This window comes from Acidobacteriota bacterium (assembly GCA_016703965.1).
In the GTDB taxonomy this organism is placed as follows: domain Bacteria; phylum Acidobacteriota; class Blastocatellia; order Pyrinomonadales; family Pyrinomonadaceae; genus OLB17.
Map to the genome: position 1 here is coordinate 1,331,043 of JADJBB010000021.1, position 21,870 is coordinate 1,352,912.

General features: G+C 55.3%; 12 protein-coding genes. 2 read left to right on the plus strand and 10 right to left on the minus strand.

Annotated elements, in window-relative coordinates:
- Positions 1–186: 186 nt before the first annotated feature.
- Positions 187–4,389, plus strand: coding sequence for a VCBS repeat-containing protein (locus IPG22_13160; protein MBK6589234.1), 4,203 nt, complete (start codon positions 187–189; stop codon positions 4,387–4,389).
- 267 nt (positions 4,390–4,656) lie between these two features.
- On the opposite strand, the gene IPG22_13165 is transcribed toward IPG22_13160, so the two are convergent.
- From IPG22_13165 to IPG22_13175, 3 genes are read right to left on the minus strand one after another with little or no spacing between them, the layout of a single operon-like run.
- Complete coding sequence (locus tag IPG22_13165) at positions 4,657–4,872, minus strand: hypothetical protein (GenBank protein MBK6589235.1); 216 nt, start codon at positions 4,870–4,872, stop codon at positions 4,657–4,659.
- The gene (locus IPG22_13170; protein ID MBK6589236.1) at positions 4,869–7,319 is read right to left on the minus strand and encodes a hypothetical protein; all 2,451 of its coding nucleotides are present in this window, start codon (positions 7,317–7,319) and stop codon (positions 4,869–4,871) included. The genes IPG22_13165 and IPG22_13170 overlap by 4 nt, the downstream gene beginning before the upstream one ends.
- Entirely contained in the window at positions 7,316–9,967 is a 2,652-nt protein-coding gene (locus tag IPG22_13175; GenBank protein ID MBK6589237.1) for a serine/threonine-protein kinase, read from the minus strand. Before IPG22_13175 ends, IPG22_13170 begins: the two co-directional genes overlap by 4 nt.
- Before the next feature lie 128 nt (positions 9,968–10,095).
- Here IPG22_13175 and IPG22_13180 point away from each other — a divergent pair, with 128 nt between their 5' ends.
- Positions 10,096–13,416: a PD40 domain-containing protein gene (locus IPG22_13180; protein MBK6589238.1), complete on the plus strand. Its 3,321-nt coding sequence runs from the start codon at positions 10,096–10,098 to the stop codon at positions 13,414–13,416.
- A gap of 89 nt (positions 13,417–13,505) precedes the next feature.
- Here the strand turns inward: IPG22_13180 and IPG22_13185 are convergent, their stop codons facing one another.
- The 7 genes from IPG22_13185 to IPG22_13215 all read right to left on the minus strand — a co-directional run bounded on the left by IPG22_13185 (position 13,506) and on the right by IPG22_13215 (position 21,814).
- Positions 13,506–14,090: a GTPase domain-containing protein gene (locus tag IPG22_13185; protein ID MBK6589239.1), complete on the minus strand. Its 585-nt coding sequence runs from the start codon at positions 14,088–14,090 to the stop codon at positions 13,506–13,508.
- A 67-nt stretch (positions 14,091–14,157) separates the two neighbouring features.
- A complete protein-coding gene (locus IPG22_13190) occupies positions 14,158–14,640 on the minus strand; it encodes a roadblock/LC7 domain-containing protein (GenBank protein ID MBK6589240.1) in 483 nt (160 codons plus the stop codon).
- 313 nt (positions 14,641–14,953) lie between these two features.
- Positions 14,954–15,406 carry a DUF488 domain-containing protein gene (locus IPG22_13195; protein ID MBK6589241.1) on the minus strand — a complete coding sequence of 151 codons (453 nt, stop codon included), beginning with the start codon at positions 15,404–15,406 and terminating at the stop codon, positions 14,954–14,956.
- Positions 15,403–16,311, minus strand: coding sequence for a CHAD domain-containing protein (locus IPG22_13200; protein MBK6589242.1), 909 nt, complete (start codon positions 16,309–16,311; stop codon positions 15,403–15,405). The genes IPG22_13195 and IPG22_13200 overlap by 4 nt, the downstream gene beginning before the upstream one ends.
- Positions 16,311–18,635: an AMP-binding protein gene (locus IPG22_13205; GenBank protein MBK6589243.1), complete on the minus strand. Its 2,325-nt coding sequence runs from the start codon at positions 18,633–18,635 to the stop codon at positions 16,311–16,313. The genes IPG22_13200 and IPG22_13205 overlap by 1 nt, the downstream gene beginning before the upstream one ends.
- Positions 18,636–18,668: 33 nt before the next feature.
- Positions 18,669–20,186 carry a hypothetical protein gene (locus IPG22_13210; protein ID MBK6589244.1) on the minus strand — a complete coding sequence of 506 codons (1,518 nt, stop codon included), beginning with the start codon at positions 20,184–20,186 and terminating at the stop codon, positions 18,669–18,671.
- 38 nt (positions 20,187–20,224) lie between these two features.
- On the minus strand, positions 20,225–21,814 hold the full coding sequence (locus tag IPG22_13215; GenBank protein MBK6589245.1) for a hypothetical protein: 1,590 nt from the start codon (positions 21,812–21,814) through the stop codon (positions 20,225–20,227).
- Positions 21,815–21,870 lie beyond the last annotated feature (56 nt).

The following is a 21,870-nucleotide window of genomic DNA, read 5'->3' on the forward strand; positions in this document are numbered from 1 at the left end:
CCCGTCACGGGAATCCAAGCCTATTTTGAGACGATCCGGGAATTTCTTTGGCGAAAACTTGTAGACTTTTTAGGACAATCTGCCTATAGTACCGTCATGTTCAATCGAAACGGCACTCTGAGAAGATCCGATCGGGGTCTAGGGTTGTTAGCAACCTTCAGATCTTGGTTCCCGGGACGAGTTCTTTTGCTGATTTTACTTGGAGCCACGGCTGCTGCGGCATTACCCTTTCTACAGAGGGCTTTGGCCGGTGAAACGCCGCTTCGCGTCCTATCCCATCTCTTAACGGATGAGGGGAGTCCTGAACGCAACCGTCAGTCGATCCTTGAACAGCCTGCGGTCGCGTGCGGGTTGTTTATCGGCTCCGGCGTTCTCATGCGGTACCAGTCTACGGTTACGGCAAACATTGTTAATTACACATACGCCAACAGCCAAACTGCACCGAATGATTTTGCTATCTTTCAGACGCATGATCCCGCGGGTGGCCCACGAGTTACAGATGCAATAACCGGTACGGGACACACATTCACGGTTTTTTCGCCCGGCCAACTCGCGAGCGTGAGTCTTAGTTCCTATCGGGTCGTGGTTCTAAACTGGGAAGACCATTCCCTAGGCGAATTTGAATCACAGCATTCGGCTGCGTTGGGGCAACTTGAAACCTATGTGAACGCAGGAGGCGTCGTGTGGATTCAGGCCGCTTTTGAAGGAAATAACGGAAACAGTATTCCGATGCCCTTCGGTGGAACGGCGGTCTATGATCCAAGCGCTGCTGATCAGATCGCTGATCCGCTCAGTCCGATCGTTGCCGGAATTATGTCGCCGGACCTTTTTGGGGATCCCGCAAGTTCGACTGTTTTTCCGAATGTTCCTGCATCGGGCCACGTCGTCGTCAAAAATTTCAACGGATCGATACCGACACTATACGAAATAAAGGGTTCGGGCAGTTGCGTTCCTCCGGGAGGTACGCCGACCCCCACGCCATTTGTTACGCCAACGCCAAGTTCGACTCCGTCACCCGCACCAACTTCCACACCGACGCCAACGCCAACACCAGAGCCGACACTGACGCCGACGCCGACACCGACGCCAAGTCCAACGCCGACGCCGACACCGACGCCAAGTCCAACGCCGACGGCGACACCAACACCGACGCCAAGTCCAACACCGAATCCGACGCCGACAGCCACCCCGACGCCGACGCCGACACCGACGCCGACTACCACGCTGGGAATATATCCGGCAACGGGCGTTGGATTGAGTGGAAATACGACAGTTGTACCTGATGCTTCCCCGGCAAACGCGACCGATATCCGCGTATGGGCCTCGCCAGGGTTTAAGGGGACACTTGAAGTTGATCGGACCATGGGCGTCATTCGCGTTACAAATGCTCATCCGGCAAGATCGGGGGCGTATACGGTCACTGTCAGGGCGGTTGGCCCGGGCGGGGTGGCGACGCGAACTTTCGATTTGACCGTGACGGCGACTGCGTGCGCGGTATCTTCCGGATTCGCGTCACCTCCGGTGCCTGAAGTGATGGTTGGCAATAGCCCTATCTCGGTCGCGGTAGGTGATTTTAACGCCGACGGCGTTCAGGACATTGCCGTGGCGAACCTAATTTCAAACAGCGTATCGATACGGTTGGGAAATGGCAGCGGCGGCTTTATATCACCGGCCCCGCCCGAAGTAGCGGTTGGTAATTTCCCTATCTCCGTCGCGGTTGGCGATTTTAACGGTGATGGCATCCAGGATTTGGCAACAGCTAACAGTGCTTTTGGTTTAAACACCGTCTCCATCCGATTGGGAAATGGCGGCGGTGGTTTCACATCACCGGCGGTGCCTGAAGTGACGGTTGGCAGTTTACCAACGTCGGTCGCGATCAGCGATTTTAACGGCGACGGCATCCATGATCTTGCAACAACTAACCAAGTTGGAAACAATGTCTCGATCCGGTTGGGAGATGGCAGCGGCGGCTTCGAATCACCGGCAGTGCCTGAAGTAACGGTTGGCTCTGGTCCCGCAGCTGTAGCGGTTGGCGATTTTAACCGGGATGGCATCTACGATCTCGCCGTGGCGAATGGTGGGTCAGCCAACCTCTCGATCAGACTGGGAAACGGCAGCGGTGGCTTTACCTTGCCGACCGTGCCCGAAGTAACGGTTGGTAGTTTCCCAAACTCGGTCGCAGTTGCCGATTTTAACGGTGACGACATTCAGGATGTTGCGGTGGCGAACAGTGGCTCAACCACGGTCTCGATCCGACTGGGAAATGGCAGCGGCGGCTTTGTATCACCTGCCGTGCCTGAGGTGACTGTTCCATTGGGCCCCGAATCGATTGCGATCGGTGATTTTAATGGCGATAGAATGCAGGATCTTGCAGTGGCTGCGAATAGCCTTACAGACACTGTCTCGATCCGATTGGGAAATGGTAGCGGCGGCTTTATATCACCAGTGGTGCCCGAAGTAACGGTTGGCACTAACCCCAAGTCGGTCGTGGTTGGCGATTTCAACGGCGACGGCATCCACGATTTTGTCGCGGCCAACACCGGTTCAAGCACGGTCTCGATCCGGCTCGGTACCTGCACCTTAGCAACACCAACACCGACACCGACACCAACACCGACACCAACTCCAACGGCTTCGCCGATCCCAACGCCAACGGTGACTCCGAGTCCGAATCCGACTCCAACGCCGAATCCAACTCCGACTCTGACTCCAACGCCGACCCCAACCCCGAGCCCAACGCCAGCTCCGACGCCTGCGATCGGAAATTACCCAGCTACTGTCGTGAGCCTTAGCGGAAGTGCCTTCGTCCCTCCGACAAATCCTCCGCTACCGGGAAGCTCGGTTACGGTTTCGACGGATTTGCGGTTCAAAGGGCTTATTGCGGTCGACCGAGTTAGCGGGAGCGTCCAAATTACAAACGCATACCCTGCTGGCACTTACGAGATAGTAGTCACGGAGAGAACAGGTGGAAATGCCGCCGAACGCCGGTTTAATTTGAACATTGTCCGTGGGCCCGCATGCAATGGCCCCACCGGTTTTGGACTCGTGCAGACAAACTCAGTACCAACAGCCGGTTCCGGCTCCACTTTTTCCAGGATCGCTTTTGGTGACTTTAACCGTGACGGTATCGTGGACATGATCTCGACAAACTTCGATGCTGACACGGTGTCAGTCCGTTTAGGAAATGGGGACGGGGGCTTTACCGCTCCGTCGGTTCCCGAAGTTAACGTCGGAAGGGCTCCGCAGGGAATCAAAGTCGGCGATTTTAATGCGGACGGCAAGCACGACTTTGCGGTCGCCAACGTTGGCGGCTTCAATATTTCGATACGTCTTGGCGATGGCCTCGGCGGATTTACGTTACCCGCCGTTTCTGAGGTCTCTCTGTCGGGACATCGTCCGGTGGAGATCGAAGTCGTTGACTTTAACCGGGATGGTTATGCCGATCTCGCCAGCACGCTCGGCGAGACAAGCTCGGGCGGTGTATCGATCCGTCTCGGCGACGGACAGGGAGGTTTCACTGTGCCTCCGGTCCCAACTGTGCCGACAGGGCCGGCACCTCAATCCCTCGCGATTGGTGACGTAAATGGCGATGGATACTTCGATCTCGCGGTCACCAACGCAGGCTCGCTGGGGCCCTTTGACGTCGTCGTTCATCTAGGTGACGGCGTTGGAGGTTTCGCTGCTACACCTGTTTTTCGTTTCCAGGTAGGAGTGAGACCTGGGGTAGTGTTTATGGAGGACTTTGACAGCGATGGTGATCAAGATCTTTTCTTCGCAAACTCTACCACGGGGGAACTGTTTTTTGGTATCGGCGACGGTCTAGGTGGATTCAGTTTTCCGGCCTTCCCGCCGATTGCCGTTGGCCAATTTAGGACCGATCACGTGGCCAGCGGAGATCTTGACCGGGATGGACGAACCGACCTGATACTCGGGCTTAGAAGCGGATTTGTCGGCGCGGTTTGGGCGGTGAGAGGAAACGGTGACGGAAGTTTCCAAACGACGCCGGCTGCCTCCTTCGATACGCCAGCGGGAGTTTCCCGTGTCGCCATGGCTGACCTCAACAATGATGGAGTCCAGGATATTGTCTCGACTCGGGGGGAACCGTCGATTCAGGTAGCATTGGGATCATGTTCTGTCCTGCCTGTCTCGGTCTCAGGTAGAGTCTTGACGCCGGGTGGAAATGGGATCCGGAATGTGGTCGTTGTGTTGACTGACTCTCAGGGCGTCAGGCGGTTGGCCACGACGAGTTCCTTTGGTGCTTATTCCTTCGCCAGCGTACCGGTTGGATCTTATGTCGTGGCTGTCGTGTCTAAACGGTATCGTTTTGCTCCGATCCAGTTGAACCTCGTGGCAAATGCGACTGATGTTAATTTGACCGGGCTTGAGTGATCTCTTGTAAGAACCAAGGACGAAGGCGAGTGGGTTCCTAAGTAGTATAGCAACACGATAATAGAGGAGGGCATAAAGACTCTCACCTCTTCGATTCATAAAGTATCGCCGACAAACCGCTGACGATCTGCTGTGCTTATTCCGTCACCATTCGCGCGGTATCGGGCCCTCGCCCAAACGCTGCGCCCTCCGGCCTGAGTTTCATGCTCAAACCGAACGACCCGCCGCTGACTCTATTCTCAAAAACGCATCTATCTCGGTCTTGAATCACATTGCGGGCCTTAAACTGACACTTGTCGAAACCGTCCTGCCGCTCGCCGAGACCGTTATTCGATAAACGCCCGGCGTAGCGTCCCGGCCCTTGTCGTCTCGGACGTCCCAAACCGCGTCATTGAGGCCAGCCAAACCTGTCAGCGGCAGCGTGCGGATCGTTTGTCCCTCAGCATTGGCGATGGTTATCGTAACTTTCTGCGCCTGCTTCAACCAGAAATGGACGCGGGCACGGCCGCGTGGGGGAAAGGGTTCGATCTCGCGGGCCACGCGCCACTTGAGCGTGACCGGACGGACGTCAAAAACGTTAGGTCGGCGGCTCTCACCTGATCGGTCAACGCCTGTAATGGCCGGACATCCATCAAAAACATGCTGCGGCCATGCGTTGCGATAGTTAGCTCGTGTTCGCGCGGATGAATGACCAGGTCCTGCACCGGCGTCGTGGGTAGATCAGCGCACAGCGATTGCCAACTGGCTCCGCGATCGAGCGAGACATAGACACCCGCATCCGTGCCGACGTAAAGAAGGTTGGCATTCTGTGGGTCTTCGCGAATGACATTGATCGATTCTGCGGGCAGATTGTTCGCGATAGATCTCCAGGTCGCTCCAAAATCGGTCGAACGGAACAAATAGGCGGTGAAATCGTCTTCCCGATAACCGGTCATCGAGACATAAACCGTCGCAGGGTCGTGATCAGACGCGTTAATGCGGCTCACCCATTTCTTTGGCAAGCCTTCACTGATCTTTTTCCAGTTTTTGCCGTCGTCCCGCGTCAGATGTAGAGAGCCGCCCTCGGTTCCGGCGTATAGGATTCCCGGAGCAAAGCGAGATTCGGCGAGCATCGTGATCGACCCTGTCGGAACCGCGGAGCGTTCGTCGCCTGCCGGGTCGCTTAGGTCAGGGCTGATTGCACGCCATTGCGAACCGCGATTTGTCGATTTGACGACGACATTGGCACCCGCATAAAGCGTTCGCGGCTCGTGCCGTGAGATGAAGAATGGCGTGTACCAGCTAAATCGCCAAGGAGCTTCGCCAACCGGCGGCCGTGGGCGAATGCTCTCGGTGGCAGGCCCGCCCGAGAACGGGATTCCGGCTTCGAGATTCATACGCCGCATATCGCCGTTTTGATGTTCGTAATATACAAAGCGCGGATCGGTCGGATCGCGCAGCGTCACAAATGCGTCTCCGCCGGTCCACATATCCAGCCAAACGTGCCGCCAAGCTTCATTTGCAGCCGGCAGATCATCGGGCCGCTCGTCCGAGGCGACATAAAGAGCACCATTATCCTGAGTCCCGCCAAAGATCGTGTACGGGTCCTGCATATCGACCGAGACAAAATAGAACTGCCCGATCGGCATGTTATTCAGATGCAGCCACGTGCTGCCTCGGTCGTAAGACATATGTACGCCGCCGTCGTTGCCCAGCAGCAATCGGTCAGGATTGGCCGGGTCGATCCACAGCTCGTGATGATCGAGATGCATCGCCGTGCCTTCGGTATTGTTCACGCGGCGAATGGTTTCGCCGATTCGCTTGTAAGTTTTCCCGCCATCGGTCGAGTGAAAGGCCCGATTGCCGAGTATGTAGATCTCATTCTCGTTATCGGGCGAAACGCGGACGTCGCAAAACTTCCAGCCGTAAATACCAAAAACCTGATAAAGATCATCGGTGTTAACTTTCTGCCACGTTTCGCCGCGGTCTGACGAACGATAGACCTCTCCGCCCGCGATCTTTCGCTGCTGATCACCCGTAGCTGCTGGCTTCCAGCTTGCCCAGTTGTCGATAAACGCGTAGATGACACGCGGATTACTGGCCGCGATATCGAGGCCGCTGCGGCCCAGCGGCCCGGTCGGCAGCCCGGCAGACAAACGCTTCCACGTGCTGCCGCCGTCGGTCGTGCGGTAAATGCCGCTCTCCGGCCCGCTCGTCAATTGCCAGGCCGACGCATATATCGTCTTCGGGTCCGATGGGTCCATCACCAGATCGATCACGCCGGTCCGGTCGCTGATGTAGAGAACCTTTTCCCAAGTGCGTCCGCCGTTGGTCGTGCGAAAAACACCTCGTTCGGTATTTGACGAGCGGAAGTGGCCCATCGCCGCCACGTAAACCACATCAGGGTTTTTCGGATGAATGACGACCTTACCAATATGAAAAGTATCGGCAAGCCCCATGTTTTCCCACGAGCGGCCGCCGTTGATGGACTTAAAAACGCCGGTTCCGGCATATGCCGGGCCGCTGTGGCGTGGCTGAACTTCGCCGGTGCCGACCCAGACGATCTCAGGATTTGACGGAGCGATAGCAATGTCGCCGATGGCAAATGCCGATTCGTGCTCAAAGATCGGCTGCCACGTCATCCCGTTATTTACGCTTTTCCAGACGTTGCCCGCCCCCGGCCCGGCATAGATCGTGCTCGATCCGGGCGACGGAACTGCCAGCGCTTCGATCCGAGCACCCTGCATCGAGGGGCCCAGCGGCTGCCAATGCATACCGCGAAACGGAGAACCGTCACGCAGCCGAACGTGATCCTGCCAAGCCTTTAGCCGTCGATTTCCGTCCTGGGTGACACCAGTCGCGACAAATAGCAAAATGAAAAGAAGGGAGCAGGCTCCAATGAACGAGCGGATCTCGTATCTTCCTAGTTTTGTACCTTCGGTTAATGTCATCTTTTTGTCACGATGCTTTGCCAGTTTACGAGTACGGTTACGGGTTGGGTGTCGGCTCCGGGGTCTTTCTTACGTTCGGTCACGAAGAAACGCGATCCGTCGCGTGTTGCGTCATAACTCGCCCGGGTTCCTAGGCCGCCTCGGGGATCGATCGTGGTTTTGAAGAGAGCCTTTGGCGTCCCGGCCTTAAGTACGCCGCCCGTTTCCTCGACCGTGACCGACATCATGCTGCCATCCGGAGCGATAAAATATAGCTCGCGGCCGTCACGACGCCATCGCGGCTGGACACCGCCAATGTCCCCCGAAATTCGTATTTTCTGCCCGCCGTTCGGAAAGGCTTCGATGAAGATGATCTTGTCGCTTTCCGAATTCTCGGAATAAACGTAGGCCAGCCAACGCTCGTCAGGCGAGAGTGCGGGCTGCGTTTCGTTCCCCGTTGAATGGGCGAAAGACGCATCTTCACCAGTCGAGGACCGGATCCAAATATCCCGGTTTCCATCCCTTATTCGGAAACCGAGGGCCCGGCCGTCACTGATCATTTGGGTAATGAAGGGGAAACCACCACCCTTTGCTTCAATAACCGTCTTTTCGGATCCACCGTTCATAGGTTTCTCAACTACGCCGACCGACCGCCTGATAAACAGAACCGCACTTCCATCGGATTTCCACATAGGGTTATACACATTAGTCGGCTTTCCCGAGGCGTACATTCGCCCGGTGCCGCGCACTGTGTCAAACAGCCAGATGTCTCCGCCCCGTTGGAGCGCGATCATTGAATCATCAGGAGAAAATAACGGGTTGCGCGCGTCGCCGGGTTCACCGGCAACCGTTCGCGTGCCGTCGCGCGAGTACCAGGCGATCTCCCGCACTACCTCGGACCCGCTTCGAAATGCTATCAGCCCATTTGCAGCGATGCTGAAATTCGTGCCCGTAGCGCCGGTGTGTCTGCCGATGTCGGCGACCGGTACGGGCTCGCCCGAAAGCTTGAAAGAGCCGGGGTTGAAAACTTGAGCTTTGATCCCGCCATCGAGAACGAAAAAGAGATAGCCGTCGGCGTATTTAGGTTCAGACCCGTCAGCCCGGATATCTTTGGTCTCATCAGTCGTAAGATCGCCAACCTTAATGGCCTGCCCGCTCCCACCTAACTCACCGAGTCCCGAAAACAGGAAATACCTGCCGTCCGGTAAAAAGAACGGCCTGAATCCTTGTTGCGGCAGATCCGATGGGAGTGATTTGCCATCGGCGTTGACGCGTCTGAGCGGCACACCCGATTCGGTCGCAAAAACGATCACGCCGCCGGCATTCCATGTGCCTCCCTTGCGGCCTCCTTTGACATCGCAGATCACCCGCGACCGACCGGTAACGAGGTTGATCGCTCGAAGACGATCGGCCGTAAAATAGGCTATCTCGGCCCCATCCGGCGACCAGAACGGAGCCACCGCACCTTCTGAATCCGCAACCATCTGACTCTCGCCGCTCGCCAATATCCGCAGCCATAGATGGGGCTTATCCTTTTCTTGTTCGGCCGTAAAAGCCAGCCGCGAACCGTCCGGCGAAAGGGAACTTGTCACATTCGTCGTCCACCCCGCCGGAGCCGCAACGTCAAGCGTGACAAACGGCGGCGGTGCCGGTGCCGGCCTGAGCAATGTCCACGCACCAAACGAGATCAGGATCAAGGCCAACACGCCAGCCACGATCCAGGGGATCCGGGCTTTCCAAGGCGACCTGTCCGTGTCAGTACCGATCGCACTGACCGCTGTCGTCATGTTGGTTCCCGACGAACTCGTCGGTGCCGACAGAGACTCGAGCGCAAAACCAAGATCAGCCGTAGATTGAAAGCGCCTTTCCGGCTTCTTTTCCAAACAACGCCGCACGATCCGCTCAAGCGACGGGCTGATGTTCGGATTCGATTCCGTCATCTCCGGCGGCTCTTCTTTGACGATCGCCGACATCGTTTCAGCCAGCGATTCCTCCTGAAACGCCCGTCTGCCCGTGATCATCTCGTAAAGGATCAACCCAAACGAAAAGATATCCGAACGGTGATCGGTTTGTTGGCCGCGTACCTGCTCGGGCGACATATAGCCGACGGTGCCCATAACGACGCCCGGGTTGGTGAGAGCTTTCCGCGTTGCATCTTCGTTGCCCGTCTGGCCGCCCGCTGACGCAGGCGGTTCTGACAGTTTTGCCAGGCCGAAGTCGAGGATCTTTACTCGGTCGTTTTTGGTGATGAAGAGGTTCTCAGGCTTGAGGTCGCGATGGACGATGCCTTTTTCGTGAGCTGCCGACAGGCCAGAGACGATCTGCTGGGCATATTCCGTTACTTTCCGCAGTGGTATCGTGCCCTCATCCAGACGCTGACGAAGCTCTTCGCCCTGGAGCAGCTCGGCGACGATGAAGGGCGAGCCGTCGTGTTCCCCGATGTCGTAGACGGTGAGGATGTTCGGGTGATTGAGCGCTGAGGTCGCTTTGGCCTCCTGTTCAAACCGCCGCAGCCGGTCTTCGTCGGCGGACATTTCCGGTGGTAAAACCTTTATAGCGACTTCGCGGTCTAGCCGGGAATCGTGGGCTTTGTACACCTCGCCCATTCCACCCGCACCGATAGCGGAGATGATCTTGTAATGCGACAGTTCTTGGCCGATTGTGAGCATTTTGTTTTTAGATTCCGCGAAGTATAGCACGTCTTTGAGTGAATGAAGGGTTCTATCGCTCACGGTTATGAGCGGTTCATGTTAAAATTCCTCAAACTTTTCTATTCAATTTGTTCGGAGGAAGATCGATGTTTAATCGCACCTTGAAAGCGCGTGCTGTGTTTTTGTCTGCTGTGGTTATCGCAGTGGGCGTTTTTTGTGTTTCGGCCCAAACGGGTGGCACGCGGATGTTGCGGATGCCGACGGTGAGCGAGACGCAGATCGCTTTTGCTTATGCGCAGAATATCTGGACGGTGCCGCGTGCGGGCGGGGCTGCGAGGCGTCTAACGAGCTTTCATGGGCAGACGTCGAATCCGCATTTTTCGCCGGATGGGAAGTGGATCGCATTCAGCGGCGAGTACGCAGGGAATCAGGATGTTTACGTCGTTTCAGCCGAGGGCGGCGAGCCGAAGCGGTTGACGTGGCATCCGGGCGGCGATGCGGTGCAGGGATGGACGCCGGATGGGAAGAGCATTATGTTTGCTTCGGCACGGGCGACCTGGTCGCCGAGTGGGGCACCGAAATTCTGGACCGTTCCGGCAACCGGTGGCGTGGAAGAGCCGATGGCTCTGCCGCGGGCTTTTCAGGGGAAGATCTCGGCTGACGGCTCGCACATCGCTTATCGGATGAATAATTCCTGGGACGACGAACGCCGCAACTATCGCGGCGGCCAGAACCGTCCGATCTGGATCGTCGATACCAAAACCTGGGAACTCGTCTCGCCGCCCTGGACAGATTCGAAGGATCTTGAGCCGGTTTGGATCGGTGGCACGGTCTTTTTTATCTCCGACCGCGACGGAGTTCAGAACGTGTGGTCGTTCGATCCGGTAAGCAAGAAGCTCGCTCAGGTGACGAAATATCGCGATCTCGACGTCAAGACGATGGATTCGGGAGCGGGAACGATCGTTTTTGAACAGGCCGGCTACATTCACGAACTCGACCCGAAAAGCGGCAAAGACGGCGTGGTCAGTATCACGGCAACCGGCGATTTCCCATGGATGATGCCGCGTTGGGAAGACGTTGCGGCGCGAATGACGAACATCTCACTCTCGCCGACCGGCAAACGTGTGCTCGTTGAGGCACGAGGCGAGGTTTTCACGATCCCGGCGGAAAAGGGCGATGTGCGAAATCTCACCAATTCGAGCGGTGCTGCTGAACGTGATCCGGCGTGGTCGGCTGACGGCAAATCCATCGCGTATTTTAGCGACAGATCGGGCGAATACAGCCTCTTCATAGAATCCGCCGACGGGCTCACGCCGCCTCGCGAGATCGCAATTAAAAACCCTAAGCATTATTACACTGTGTCTTGGTCGCCTGATTCGAAAAAGATCATGGCTACGGATACGGATCTAAAACTGTGGGTCTTCGACGTCGCGAGCGGTGCCGCCAAACTGGTGGGCAGCGACCCGACGATGGTTCCGGCGCGAACAATGAACCCAACGTGGAGCCCCGACTCGAAATGGGTGGCCTATGCGTCGCACCTTAGGTCGATGTACAAGGCGATCTTTATCAGTAACGTCGAAACGGGCGAATCGAAACAGATCACCGATGGCCTCGCAGATGCGACGTTCCCGGTTTGGGATGCGAGCGGCAAATACCTTTGGTTTTTGGCATCGACCGATTTTGGACTGCGTTCGCAGTGGCTCGATATGACCTCGTATGACCGTGAAGAGAATTTCGGGCTTTACGCTATTGTACTGAAAAAAGGTGAGCCGAGCCCGCTGCTTCCCGAGAGTGATGAGGATAAGGGAATTAGTTCCGCTCCGGCTGCGGGCGGCGACGGTGCAGGACGCGGGCGTGGTCCGGTTACAGTTCAACTCGATCTCGACGGCATCGGGAAGCGGATAATCTCGATCCCGGGCGTTCCCGAACGGCAATATTCGAGCCTCGAGGCCGGAGCCGATGGAACTGTGTTTTATCTCGAAGCTTCGGGACCGGGCGGAGCCGGAAATACGCTGCACCGATACCGCTTGAGCGACCGCAAGGCGGCTCCGTTTGCGAGCGGCGTTGCGGCGTTTGCCGTAAGTGCGGACGGCAAGAAGCTTGTTTATCGCGCAGGCGGCGGAGGCGGCGGAGCAGGCGGCCAGGGCGGAACACCGCCGGCACCATCATTATTTCTCGTCGACGCAGACAAAACAGCTCCGCAGCCGGGAACCGGGCGGTTGAATTACTCGCTGCGCATGTACCTCAATCCGAAAGAGGAATTCAAACAGATCTTTAACGAAGGCTGGCGCAATCAGCGTGATTATCTGTACGTGCCGAATATGCACGGCAGCGACTGGCCGAAGCAGAAAGAGATCTACGGAGTGATGCTGCCGTACGTAATGCATCGTGCGGATCTCAATTACCTCATGGACATGATGGGAGCCGAGATCGCGATCGGCCACAGCTACGTTCGCGGCGGAGACATGCCCGAAGTGCCGAATGTCGCGGGCGGGTTGCTCGGAGCCGATTTTGTCATAGACAGCGGACGGTACAAGGTCGCACGCATCTACGACAACGAGAGCTGGAATCCCGACCTGCGTTCGCCGCTCGCCGTGCCGGGAGCGAATGTGAACGCCGGTGATTACATCCTCGCGATCAATGGTGTTGAGCTAAAAGCACCAGACAACATCTACCGGCTGCTCGATGGCACCGCGAATCGTCAGATCTCGCTCACTGTCAACGACAAGCCGTCCATGGACGGATCGCGCAGCGTAACCGTCGTTCCCGTTGCTAACGAGCAAGCTTTACGCACGCGTGCATGGGTTGAGGCGAACCGGCGGACGGTGGATAAGCTTTCCGACGGGCAGCTCGCTTACGTCTATATTCCGAACACCGGCCAGCCGGGCTACACGAGCTTTAACCGATACTATTTTTCGCAGCAGGATAAGAAAGGTGCGGTCATCGACGAGCGCTTCAACGGCGGCGGTTCGGCGGCGGATTATATTATCGACGTGCTGCAGCGTGATTTTGACGGCTACTTTAACAACGTGGCCGGTGATCGATATCCGTTCACGAGCCCCGCAGCCGGGATCTGGGGGCCGAAGGTAATGATCATCAACGAAATGGCTGGTTCGGGCGGCGATCTGATGCCGTGGATGTTCAGGAATCGCAAGATCGGTTTGCTTGTCGGTAAGCGAACCTGGGGCGGTTTGGTTCACACCGCGGATACGCCTGGGTTTATTGACGGCGGTTCGATGATCGCTCCGCGCGGCGGATTCTTCACACGCGACAACAAATGGGCGGTCGAAAACGAAGGCGTCGGCCCCGACGTTGACGTCGAAAACTGGCCCAAGGACGTCATTGCCGGCCGCGACCCGCAACTCGAACGAGCGGTGCAGGAAGCGTTGCGAATGCTTAAAGAAAAACCGGTAGTCAGGGCCGACAAAGAACCGCCGTCACCAACGTGGGGAACGAGGAAACCTTAAATAGTTAACAGTGAATAGTTAATAGTGAATAGTGAAAAAGGGTAGGAGCTGAGCTCTTACCCTTTTTCACAATTACAATGTTAGACGTTTTATCCTTTCCGGAGCTCAGTCAGCACCTGTTTCGCGACCGCTTTTAGCGTATCGAAAACGCCGGTTCCGTTTACCGCAACGGCTTCGAAGACCGGTTCGCCCTTTCGCGATAGTTCGTGCGAGAGTTCGTCTAATGGCGTGACGTTTGGCAGGTCGCGTTTGTTGAGCTGCAGGACGTAAGGGATGTTGTTGAGGTCGTAGCCCTGGGTCGACAGGTTTTCTTCGAGGTTGTAGAGCGACTCGATGTTGGCGTCCATACGCTCTTCCTGGCTGTCGGCGACGAAGACCACGCCGTCGACGCCTTTCAGGATCAGTTTTCGCGAAGCGTCGTAATACACCTGCCCCGGAACCGTGTAAAGGTGAAAACGCGTCTTAAATCCGCGAACTGTTCCCAGCTCGAGCGGCATAAAATCGAAAAACAGCGTGCGGTCCGTCTCGGTCGCGAGGCTGATGAGCTTGCCTTTCGCCTGCGGGGCGGTCGAATCGTAGATGTACTGCAGATTCGTTGTCTTGCCGCACAAACCCGGCCCGTAATAAACGATCTTGCAGTTGATCTCGCGTGATGCGTAATTGATGAAAGTCATAGTGATTTTGGATTTTGGATTTTCGATTTTGGATTTCAATCAAAAATCCAAAATCTAAGATCTAAAATCAACTAAATAGGCTGTCAATATCTTCGTCTGTGATCTCAGAAAAGAACGAATTCTGGTTTACACGGAAATTTGCCGAGTCGACGGTTGCCTCGTCGAGGATCGATGCGACCTCGAAGCTGCCGCGTTTCGTGCGAATTTTCACAAGGCTCAGAGTCGAGCGTTCATCAAAAACGACGACGAGCAAAGCACGGCCAATGATAGAAATAAAAATACTCTCTCGTTCGCCTTCGTGGAAAACGCTCGGGAACGTGTCTTCGCCGATCAGCTTTGCCATCGAGCTGGTCGCGGCAACGTTACCGGCAGCCAGACTCGCAAAACTCGTCGTGTCCATATCGCCGATCTCGCCATGAAAGGCAATCGGCTGGCCGTCACGGTCGATCAAAAAGACGACACGGGCCGCGCACTCAACACGCAGCCGCTCTAAAACGGTCTTCAGCTTTACAAACTGATGTTCTTGCAAAATAAAAGGCGTTTCTGCCATTTTGGGTATCTCGTGCCGAAAAAAGCCGACGAAGGTTAGTGTATATCCTGGTGTTTTGTATTGGCAAAGCGGCCGAAAGGTCCCGGACTAGCCGCAAAACTAAATTTAACACAGGCATATGTTTATCAGCAAGGTTTTTTTCGGATTTTGCAGCGCGAAAGTTGTTTACCCGCGAAATACGCGAAAGGTCGCGAAAAAGAAATCCGTCTCGTTTTTACGCGTAGTGACAATCAGCATATTCTGCTGAGCAGGAGCACCTGTTTATTCGTGTTGTTCGCGCGGTTTCGCGTATTTCCCGGGCAAACGCTTACTCCTACCAAATCGACGGCACCGCGGATTCGTCAAACTCGATAGACTCACCGTTCGGCAAGATGTGAATGATCTGCGAAACGCCCTTCGCCCGGAGCATTGGAGCTAGCATTCCGACGCGGTGGCAGTTGGCTCGCGGGATCTTGTGGTCAGACAGCGGCTTTGATTCCGAACACATCATCACAGTTTTCAGATCCGAAGCGATCTCGATGATGCGCCTCACGCCCCATTCGACGTCTTCGGGCTTTGGCTTATTCTTCCCGCCAGTTTCGGGAATATGCTCGTAACCGATGGCGTTATCGCGCAGCAATTCCGCCAAAACCAGCCCATTGAACTGAGGCCACCGCGACCGCGCAAACGCCCTTACATCGCACACAAATTCGATCTCGTGTTTTTGCAACAGTTCGAGAAAGTATGCGAAAGGATGACGGCCGTGGCCGATGGTAAAGATTCTCATCTGGACAGTATCGACAGGAGTTTAGCCTTCAGATCGGAGGACTTAGAATCTTTCCATAGCTCCAGAGCTTGTGTATATTCATCGGCGCGAAGGCGGTGAAAATCGGCGATCAGCCATTCGGCAGCTTCCCGATCGCTCTTCAACTCTGAATCGATCTGGTCGATCCAATGGTCGCAATCGTGAACAGAACCAAGACATGACTGGATCTTTTTTAGTTTCCTGACAAAAGAGCTTGCTTCGTCCCCGAGGCATGGGGCGAGCAGTTCCAAACCATAACGCAGGCGTTTTGCGGATATACGCAATTTGTGAAGGCCATTCGCATCCTGCGGTTCGTACAAGGCTTTGGTACGCACGAGAAATTCGTCGAGGGATCTGTGAAGAAACTCGGTACTGGCCTCGCGAAAACTTGTGCCTTGTGACGCTTCTTTCTTTCCAAGAGATCCGAATGCCTCAGCCGCTAACTTATCAAGATCGGATACTGCTTCCTGAGTTAACTTTGCAGCTAAGAGTTGGTGTTCTTTTGAACGAGAATCCCGGAGCGTGGAGGTCAGGGTTTCTATTCCCGATCTGATCGAGTCATTCGGCGCTCGCGACGCTGTGTTCAAGAGAGCGTCGATGGCAACGTCGATATCTCGAATCGTTCCTAGAGTTTTCGCAAGTTTTTTGGCGTCCTCTTTTAACCGCTTCTGATGCTTCTTCCTGAATAGATGCGAAAGATCGCGAAATGCCGAGCGGAACCGACGCGATGAAACCCGCATGTCGTGGACGCCGTCAATACCGTCGAGCTTCGTCGCGGCCTCGCGGAAACCCATCATTTCGTCATATCGAGCCTTCAGTACGACCGCCGCCATCGCCGCCGCATTGGCATCGCAGTCGAGAGATTCGATCGGTTTCGCCTTTGCCATTATTTTTGAGCTGCCGCTCGAATCTCGGCGACGGCTGACGGATCTTCGAGCGCGGACAGGTCGCCGGCATCTTCGCCTAAATAAGCCGAGCGGATCACGCGGCGCATGACCTTCGCATTGCGGGTTTTAGGGATCGCCGACACGAAATGGATCTTCGACGGAGCAAGCGGTTTGCCCATGTCTTTGGCGACGAGAGCTTTGAGCTCTGTCTGGAGTGCAAGCACCCTTGCTTGCCCGTTTTCATCTCCTCTCTCACGAGCAAGCAAGGGTGCTTGCTCTCCAGTCAAAACCACAAACGCTACCATCGCCGTTCCCTTTACCTCATCCGGAACGCCGATCACGGCTGCTTCTGTAACCATCGGATGAGCAACGAGCAAACTCTCGACCTCGGCGGGGCCGACGCGTTTGCCGGCGACTTTTAGCGTGTCGTCGCTGCGGCCGAGGATGAACCAGTGGCCGTCCTTGTCCCGCATCGCAAAATCGCCGTGAACCCAAATGTCTTTGAATCGCCGCCAATACGTGTCGAGATAGCGTTCCTTCTCTTGCCAAAACCCACGTGCCATTCCGATCCACGGCTGTTTGATGACCAGCTCGCCGACCTTTCCGGGGCCGACGGGATTGCCTTCTTCATCGAGAATATCCACGTCCATTCCCGGACACGGAGCAGGAAACGAACACGGCTTGATCGGCAGGAGCGGATTGCCCATCAGAATGCCCCCCGCGATCTCGGTGCCGCCGCTGTAGTTGATGATCGGGAGCTTAGAATTGCCCACCTTCTCAAACAACCACCACCATGGAGCCGGATTCCAGGGCTCACCGGTCGAGGCGAAGATGCGGAGTGCGGAGAGGTCATGGCGTTCGTGCGGGTCGGAACCGCCTGCGTGAGCGGGCGGAACGCTGTCTGAGCGTGAAGCATCTTTGATCTCCCGCACATCGTTACCGTCAACGCTCGTTCCCCCCGCTGACGCAGGGGGTTCTGACATGGCGAGCGACCGGACAAGCGTCGGTGAGATCCCGAGCACCTCGACCTTATGCTTCGCGCAGAATTCCCACATGCGGTCGGGCGTTGGATAGTCCGGGGCTCCGTCGTAGATGCAGATCGTCGCACCGTTTATCAACGCCCCATAGATCAGCCACGGGCCCATCATCCAGCCGATGTCGGTGTACCACGAGATCCGCGTGCCTTTGCCCACATCCGTCCCAAACGCCATGTCCTGGGCCGCCTTTATCGGAAAACTCGCGTGCGTGTGTGCAATGCCCTTAGGCTTACCGGTCGTACCGGAGGTGTAGAGGATGATGAGCGGATCTTCGGCGGAGGTTGGTTCGGGCTTTGCGAGATTGTCGTTCGACAGATAGTCAAAAACCGCACTGTAATAAACAAAACCATCGCCTATTGCCTCATTCGGTTCAGCGAGTCCGCTCACCATGAAAACCCTATTGCCTTTAGACGAATCGATAGAAGGGCAACGACGCACTGCTTCACGAGCAACATCAAGAGCATTGAAAGCTTTCCCACGACGAGTGAAACCGTCACAGGTGAACAGTCCTTTGGCTCCAACCGCATTAAGCCGACTTGCTATTGCATCTACTCCGTATCCCGAAAAGACAGGAACCGCGATAGCTCCAATCCGATTTATCGCAAGGAGGGCCACAACGGTTTCCACCATCATAGGCAAATGGATTCCAATGGCGTCACCCTTATTGAAACCGAAGTGTCTTAGGTTGCTTGCGACAATGTTGACTCTGAGCAAGAGTTCAGCACATGTGAGTTCAACCGTTTTGCCTGCTTCACCTTCCCAGATCACCGCCAGCTGATCTTTCATCTTATCCGTCTGCCAGCGGTCGAGGCACATTTCGGTGATGTTGAGTCCGGCGTGGGCGGGGAACCCAGTCGCTATCGCTCCCGGTTCTGACTCGGACGCGGTCGCGTCTCCAATGTCAGTACCACCTGCGGTAGCGGGTGGGGCATTTTGCTCGGCGTCGAGATCCCCACCCGCTACCGCAGGTGGTACTGACATAGAGTCCGACTCCGATCCGGCAGCCTCTGCGTCTCTGCGTCTCTGCGGTGAGGAAAACCAGACCGGAAATTCAACCCCGCTCGACGTATCGAGCAATTTCTCATACGGCGGATCGAATTTGATATCGAGAAACTTCAACGCCTCTTCCGTAAATTGCTCGACATCGTTTATCGAATACGCGTACAGTTCATCCCAGGTCGAGACGCCGACTTGTTTCATGAATTGGGTAAGGCGGGCGCGTTCGATGACTTCCGGCGTTGGTGTCCAGGCGATGGGTTGGTCTTCGAGGAGATTTGTTTCGTTCATGTAGTGACTTTGCTGATCGCTGACAGCTGACAGCTATCTCAGTTCCCAGATCTGGATTCGGCCTTCGGGAATTTCAATCACATCGCTCGCGGGACGGTAGTTTTGCTGCAAATATTCGGCGAGCGGGGCCGTGTGATCGCCGGCGGATCGTGCTTCCGGCGCCTTGTTATGATCGTTATTCCATAGGATATAACGCGGACGTTTCGCCGCCAAATCGGCGATGGTCTCGGCGACGTGTTCGGGCCGCGTGTAGTCGCTGTCCCAGATCTGGCCATACTTTGTCGGGTTGCGAAGCAGCAGCGGAAAATATATGTACGGCTGATACGCTTCGAAAACGGTGTCGCCCGGTTTCGTCCGCTCCATCAACCATTTGTAGCGCTTGTCGATGATCGGCGAAGGGTTGTAAGCCAGCATGCCCGACGGAGTTTCGAGCATCTGGTGCGGAAATGTCTGCACGCGGATCGCCTGGATCGAGCTGAGCAGAACGAAACACACGGTCACTGCGAAGAGTGCCTTCGCTGCAAATCCGAATCGCTCCTTCGCATACGAGATCAGCCATACAAACACGATCAACCCCGGCATCGCGACCTGAAAAAGGCGGCTCGTGTTCGGCGCGGTTATCGTAAAAGTAAGAACGCTGCCGACGAGGGCGACTAACACTATCCCTCGCCAATATTGCCAGTCGTGATGTTTTCGTTTGATCAGAAACACGATCCAAAACACGAGCAAACTCAACGGCAGGCCGAACAAATAAAATAGAGAGGCTGCGGCTGAAAACGCAGTCGAAAGATCCACGATCTGGAGCGTGCTTTTGAGATCGAGGGCTAGGATGCCGAAATTATTATAAACCGCGTAATGGTAATATTTTGCAGGATATTCGAGCGTCGCCGCAAAGAAAGTTTCCGGCCCGGCAGCGTTAATAAAGTACAAACAGAGAACCGTGAGCACGACAAGAAACGACCCGGAAACCGCGCCGATCGAGCCAGCGATCTCACGCAATTTCTTGCCTGAATTCAATCCGTCCGCAACAATAAATACAACGATCGCAGCAACCACATAAACGCCCCGCTGCTGCGTGAAAAATGACGCGATCGCGCAAAAACTTCCGGCGAGCAAGAAGCCTTTGAGATCATTTCGACGCAGTAATATCCATATCGCCAGCATCAGAAATATCGGGCTGAACATCCGATGTGTTCCATCGAGGCCGTCCCAACGAAAGCCAAAGAATATGAATAGCAGCGTCGGGATGACGAAAAGGTAGCCGCCGATCACTTCTCTCGAAACTTTTAGACACGTCCACGCCGAACCGACCGCGATCGCAACGATCGTGGCGGACAATATCCAATATTTCAGCCCGAAAATGCTGAACATCAGCCAGTACCATGCCTGGCTGCCGGGGAAGGTGAACTGGAAAAAATCGCGATACATTACATCGCCATCGAAGAGACGCATGCCTTCGTAGAGGAACATGTGGTGGTCGACCTCGTTCAAAAACGGCGTGAACGGGAGTTTGAAAACGAGCAGAAAGACGAAAACGCCAGCCGCGAGCACGACGGCTTTTGGGACTAGCGATGTCTTTTTCGGATCGTTTATCGCGGCTTTATCTCCCAGATCTGTACGGGTTTGCTGTCGATCTCGTAAACTTCGCCGATCGGCGTGTAATTTTGCAGCATGAAATCGGCGAGAGGGCCGGTGTGATCGCCCGACCCTCGCGGCGTTGCGGACGGCAGATAGCCGTTGTCGAACAGGATGAAACGCGGCCTTTTCGCCGTCAGATCGCTGATGACCTCATTGACCTGTTCGGGCCGTGTGTAGCCGTTCGACCAGATCTGGCTGTACCGCGTCGGGTTTTTGAGCTGCAGCGGGAAATAGACGAAGGGCTCATAAACTTCGAAAAAATAGTCGCCCGGCTGGACGTTTTTCGACAGCCATTGATACCGATGGGCCTGCGGCGACGCGACCATCGTCAGTTTGCCGACAGGGAAATCGAGATCGACAAATTCCCAATGCGTCTGCATCCTGATCGCCTGAAAGGCTCCCAAAAGCAGCAGGACGCCAATGGCAGCGTGGGCGAATCGCCGCTTCACGTTCCACGAAAAATCGATCCTGTCCAAAAGCCAAACCAGCACGATCAGCGACGGTCCGGCGATCTGGAACAGGCGAAACTGATTCGGAGCGGTCGTGCTGAGCGTCAGAAAAAACCCAGTCAAGCCGATCAGGATCGGGAATCGCCAGGTTTGCCAGTCGAGATGCTTGCGGTTTTTTAAAAAAAGAGCAAGTAAAACGACGTTCACAAACGGCAACGCGATCGCGTAAAAGATCGTTGGGGCTAATTCCAGAATGTCGGACACTGATTCGATCGCGAAGGCCTTTTTCAGATCGATAAAATAAACGCCAAAATTATTCGGATGGCCGTAACTGTAATATTTGTAAGGATATGCGAATGTCGCGTAAAAGAAATTATCGGCTCCAGCCGCGAACACAAAATACGAGCAAAGAGCGATCAGTAAAATCAAAAAGCTCAGCGTTATGACCGCTGTCGATCTAAAAAACGAAGCCCAGCTTTCGCGTGAAAAGTAGCGGTCCAGAAACAAGTAAACGACGATCGCCGTCAGCACCACAAATCCCCGTTGCTGCGTAAAAAAAGAAGCGATCGCAAGCGAGCATCCCGCCAAAACAAGCTCAATTGAGCTTTTCCCACGCATCAATATCCAGATCGCCAGAAGAATAAATATCGGGCTAAACATCCGATGCGACCCGTCGATACCGAACCAGCGAAACCCGAAAAAGACGTAAACAACGGCAGGCAAATACGAAAGCGGCGGAGCGAGCAGCTTTTCCGAGGTCTTCAACAAAATCCACGTGGTCGAGACACCGATCGCTATCGTTACCGCACCGATGATCCAATATTTGAGCCCAAATATTGCGAACATCGCAGCGTACAATGCTTGCGTTCCCGGTAGCGTGAATTCGAAAAAATCGCGATACATCACATCGCCATTGAACAAACGTTCGCCTTCGTAAAGAAAGATCGATTGGTCGCCGTCGGTAAAGAACGGTGTTGCCGGAAATTTGAACAGAAATAGATACAGAAATACCGTGACGGCGGGCAAAAACAGATACTTCGGCCACGCAGGTGATATCAGATCCGCCGGGTTTTTATCGGGTATTTCAGGCATTTACAGACAAGAACGTACTCCCAAAATAGCACGGATCGAGGGCGGAAAATAAGTGT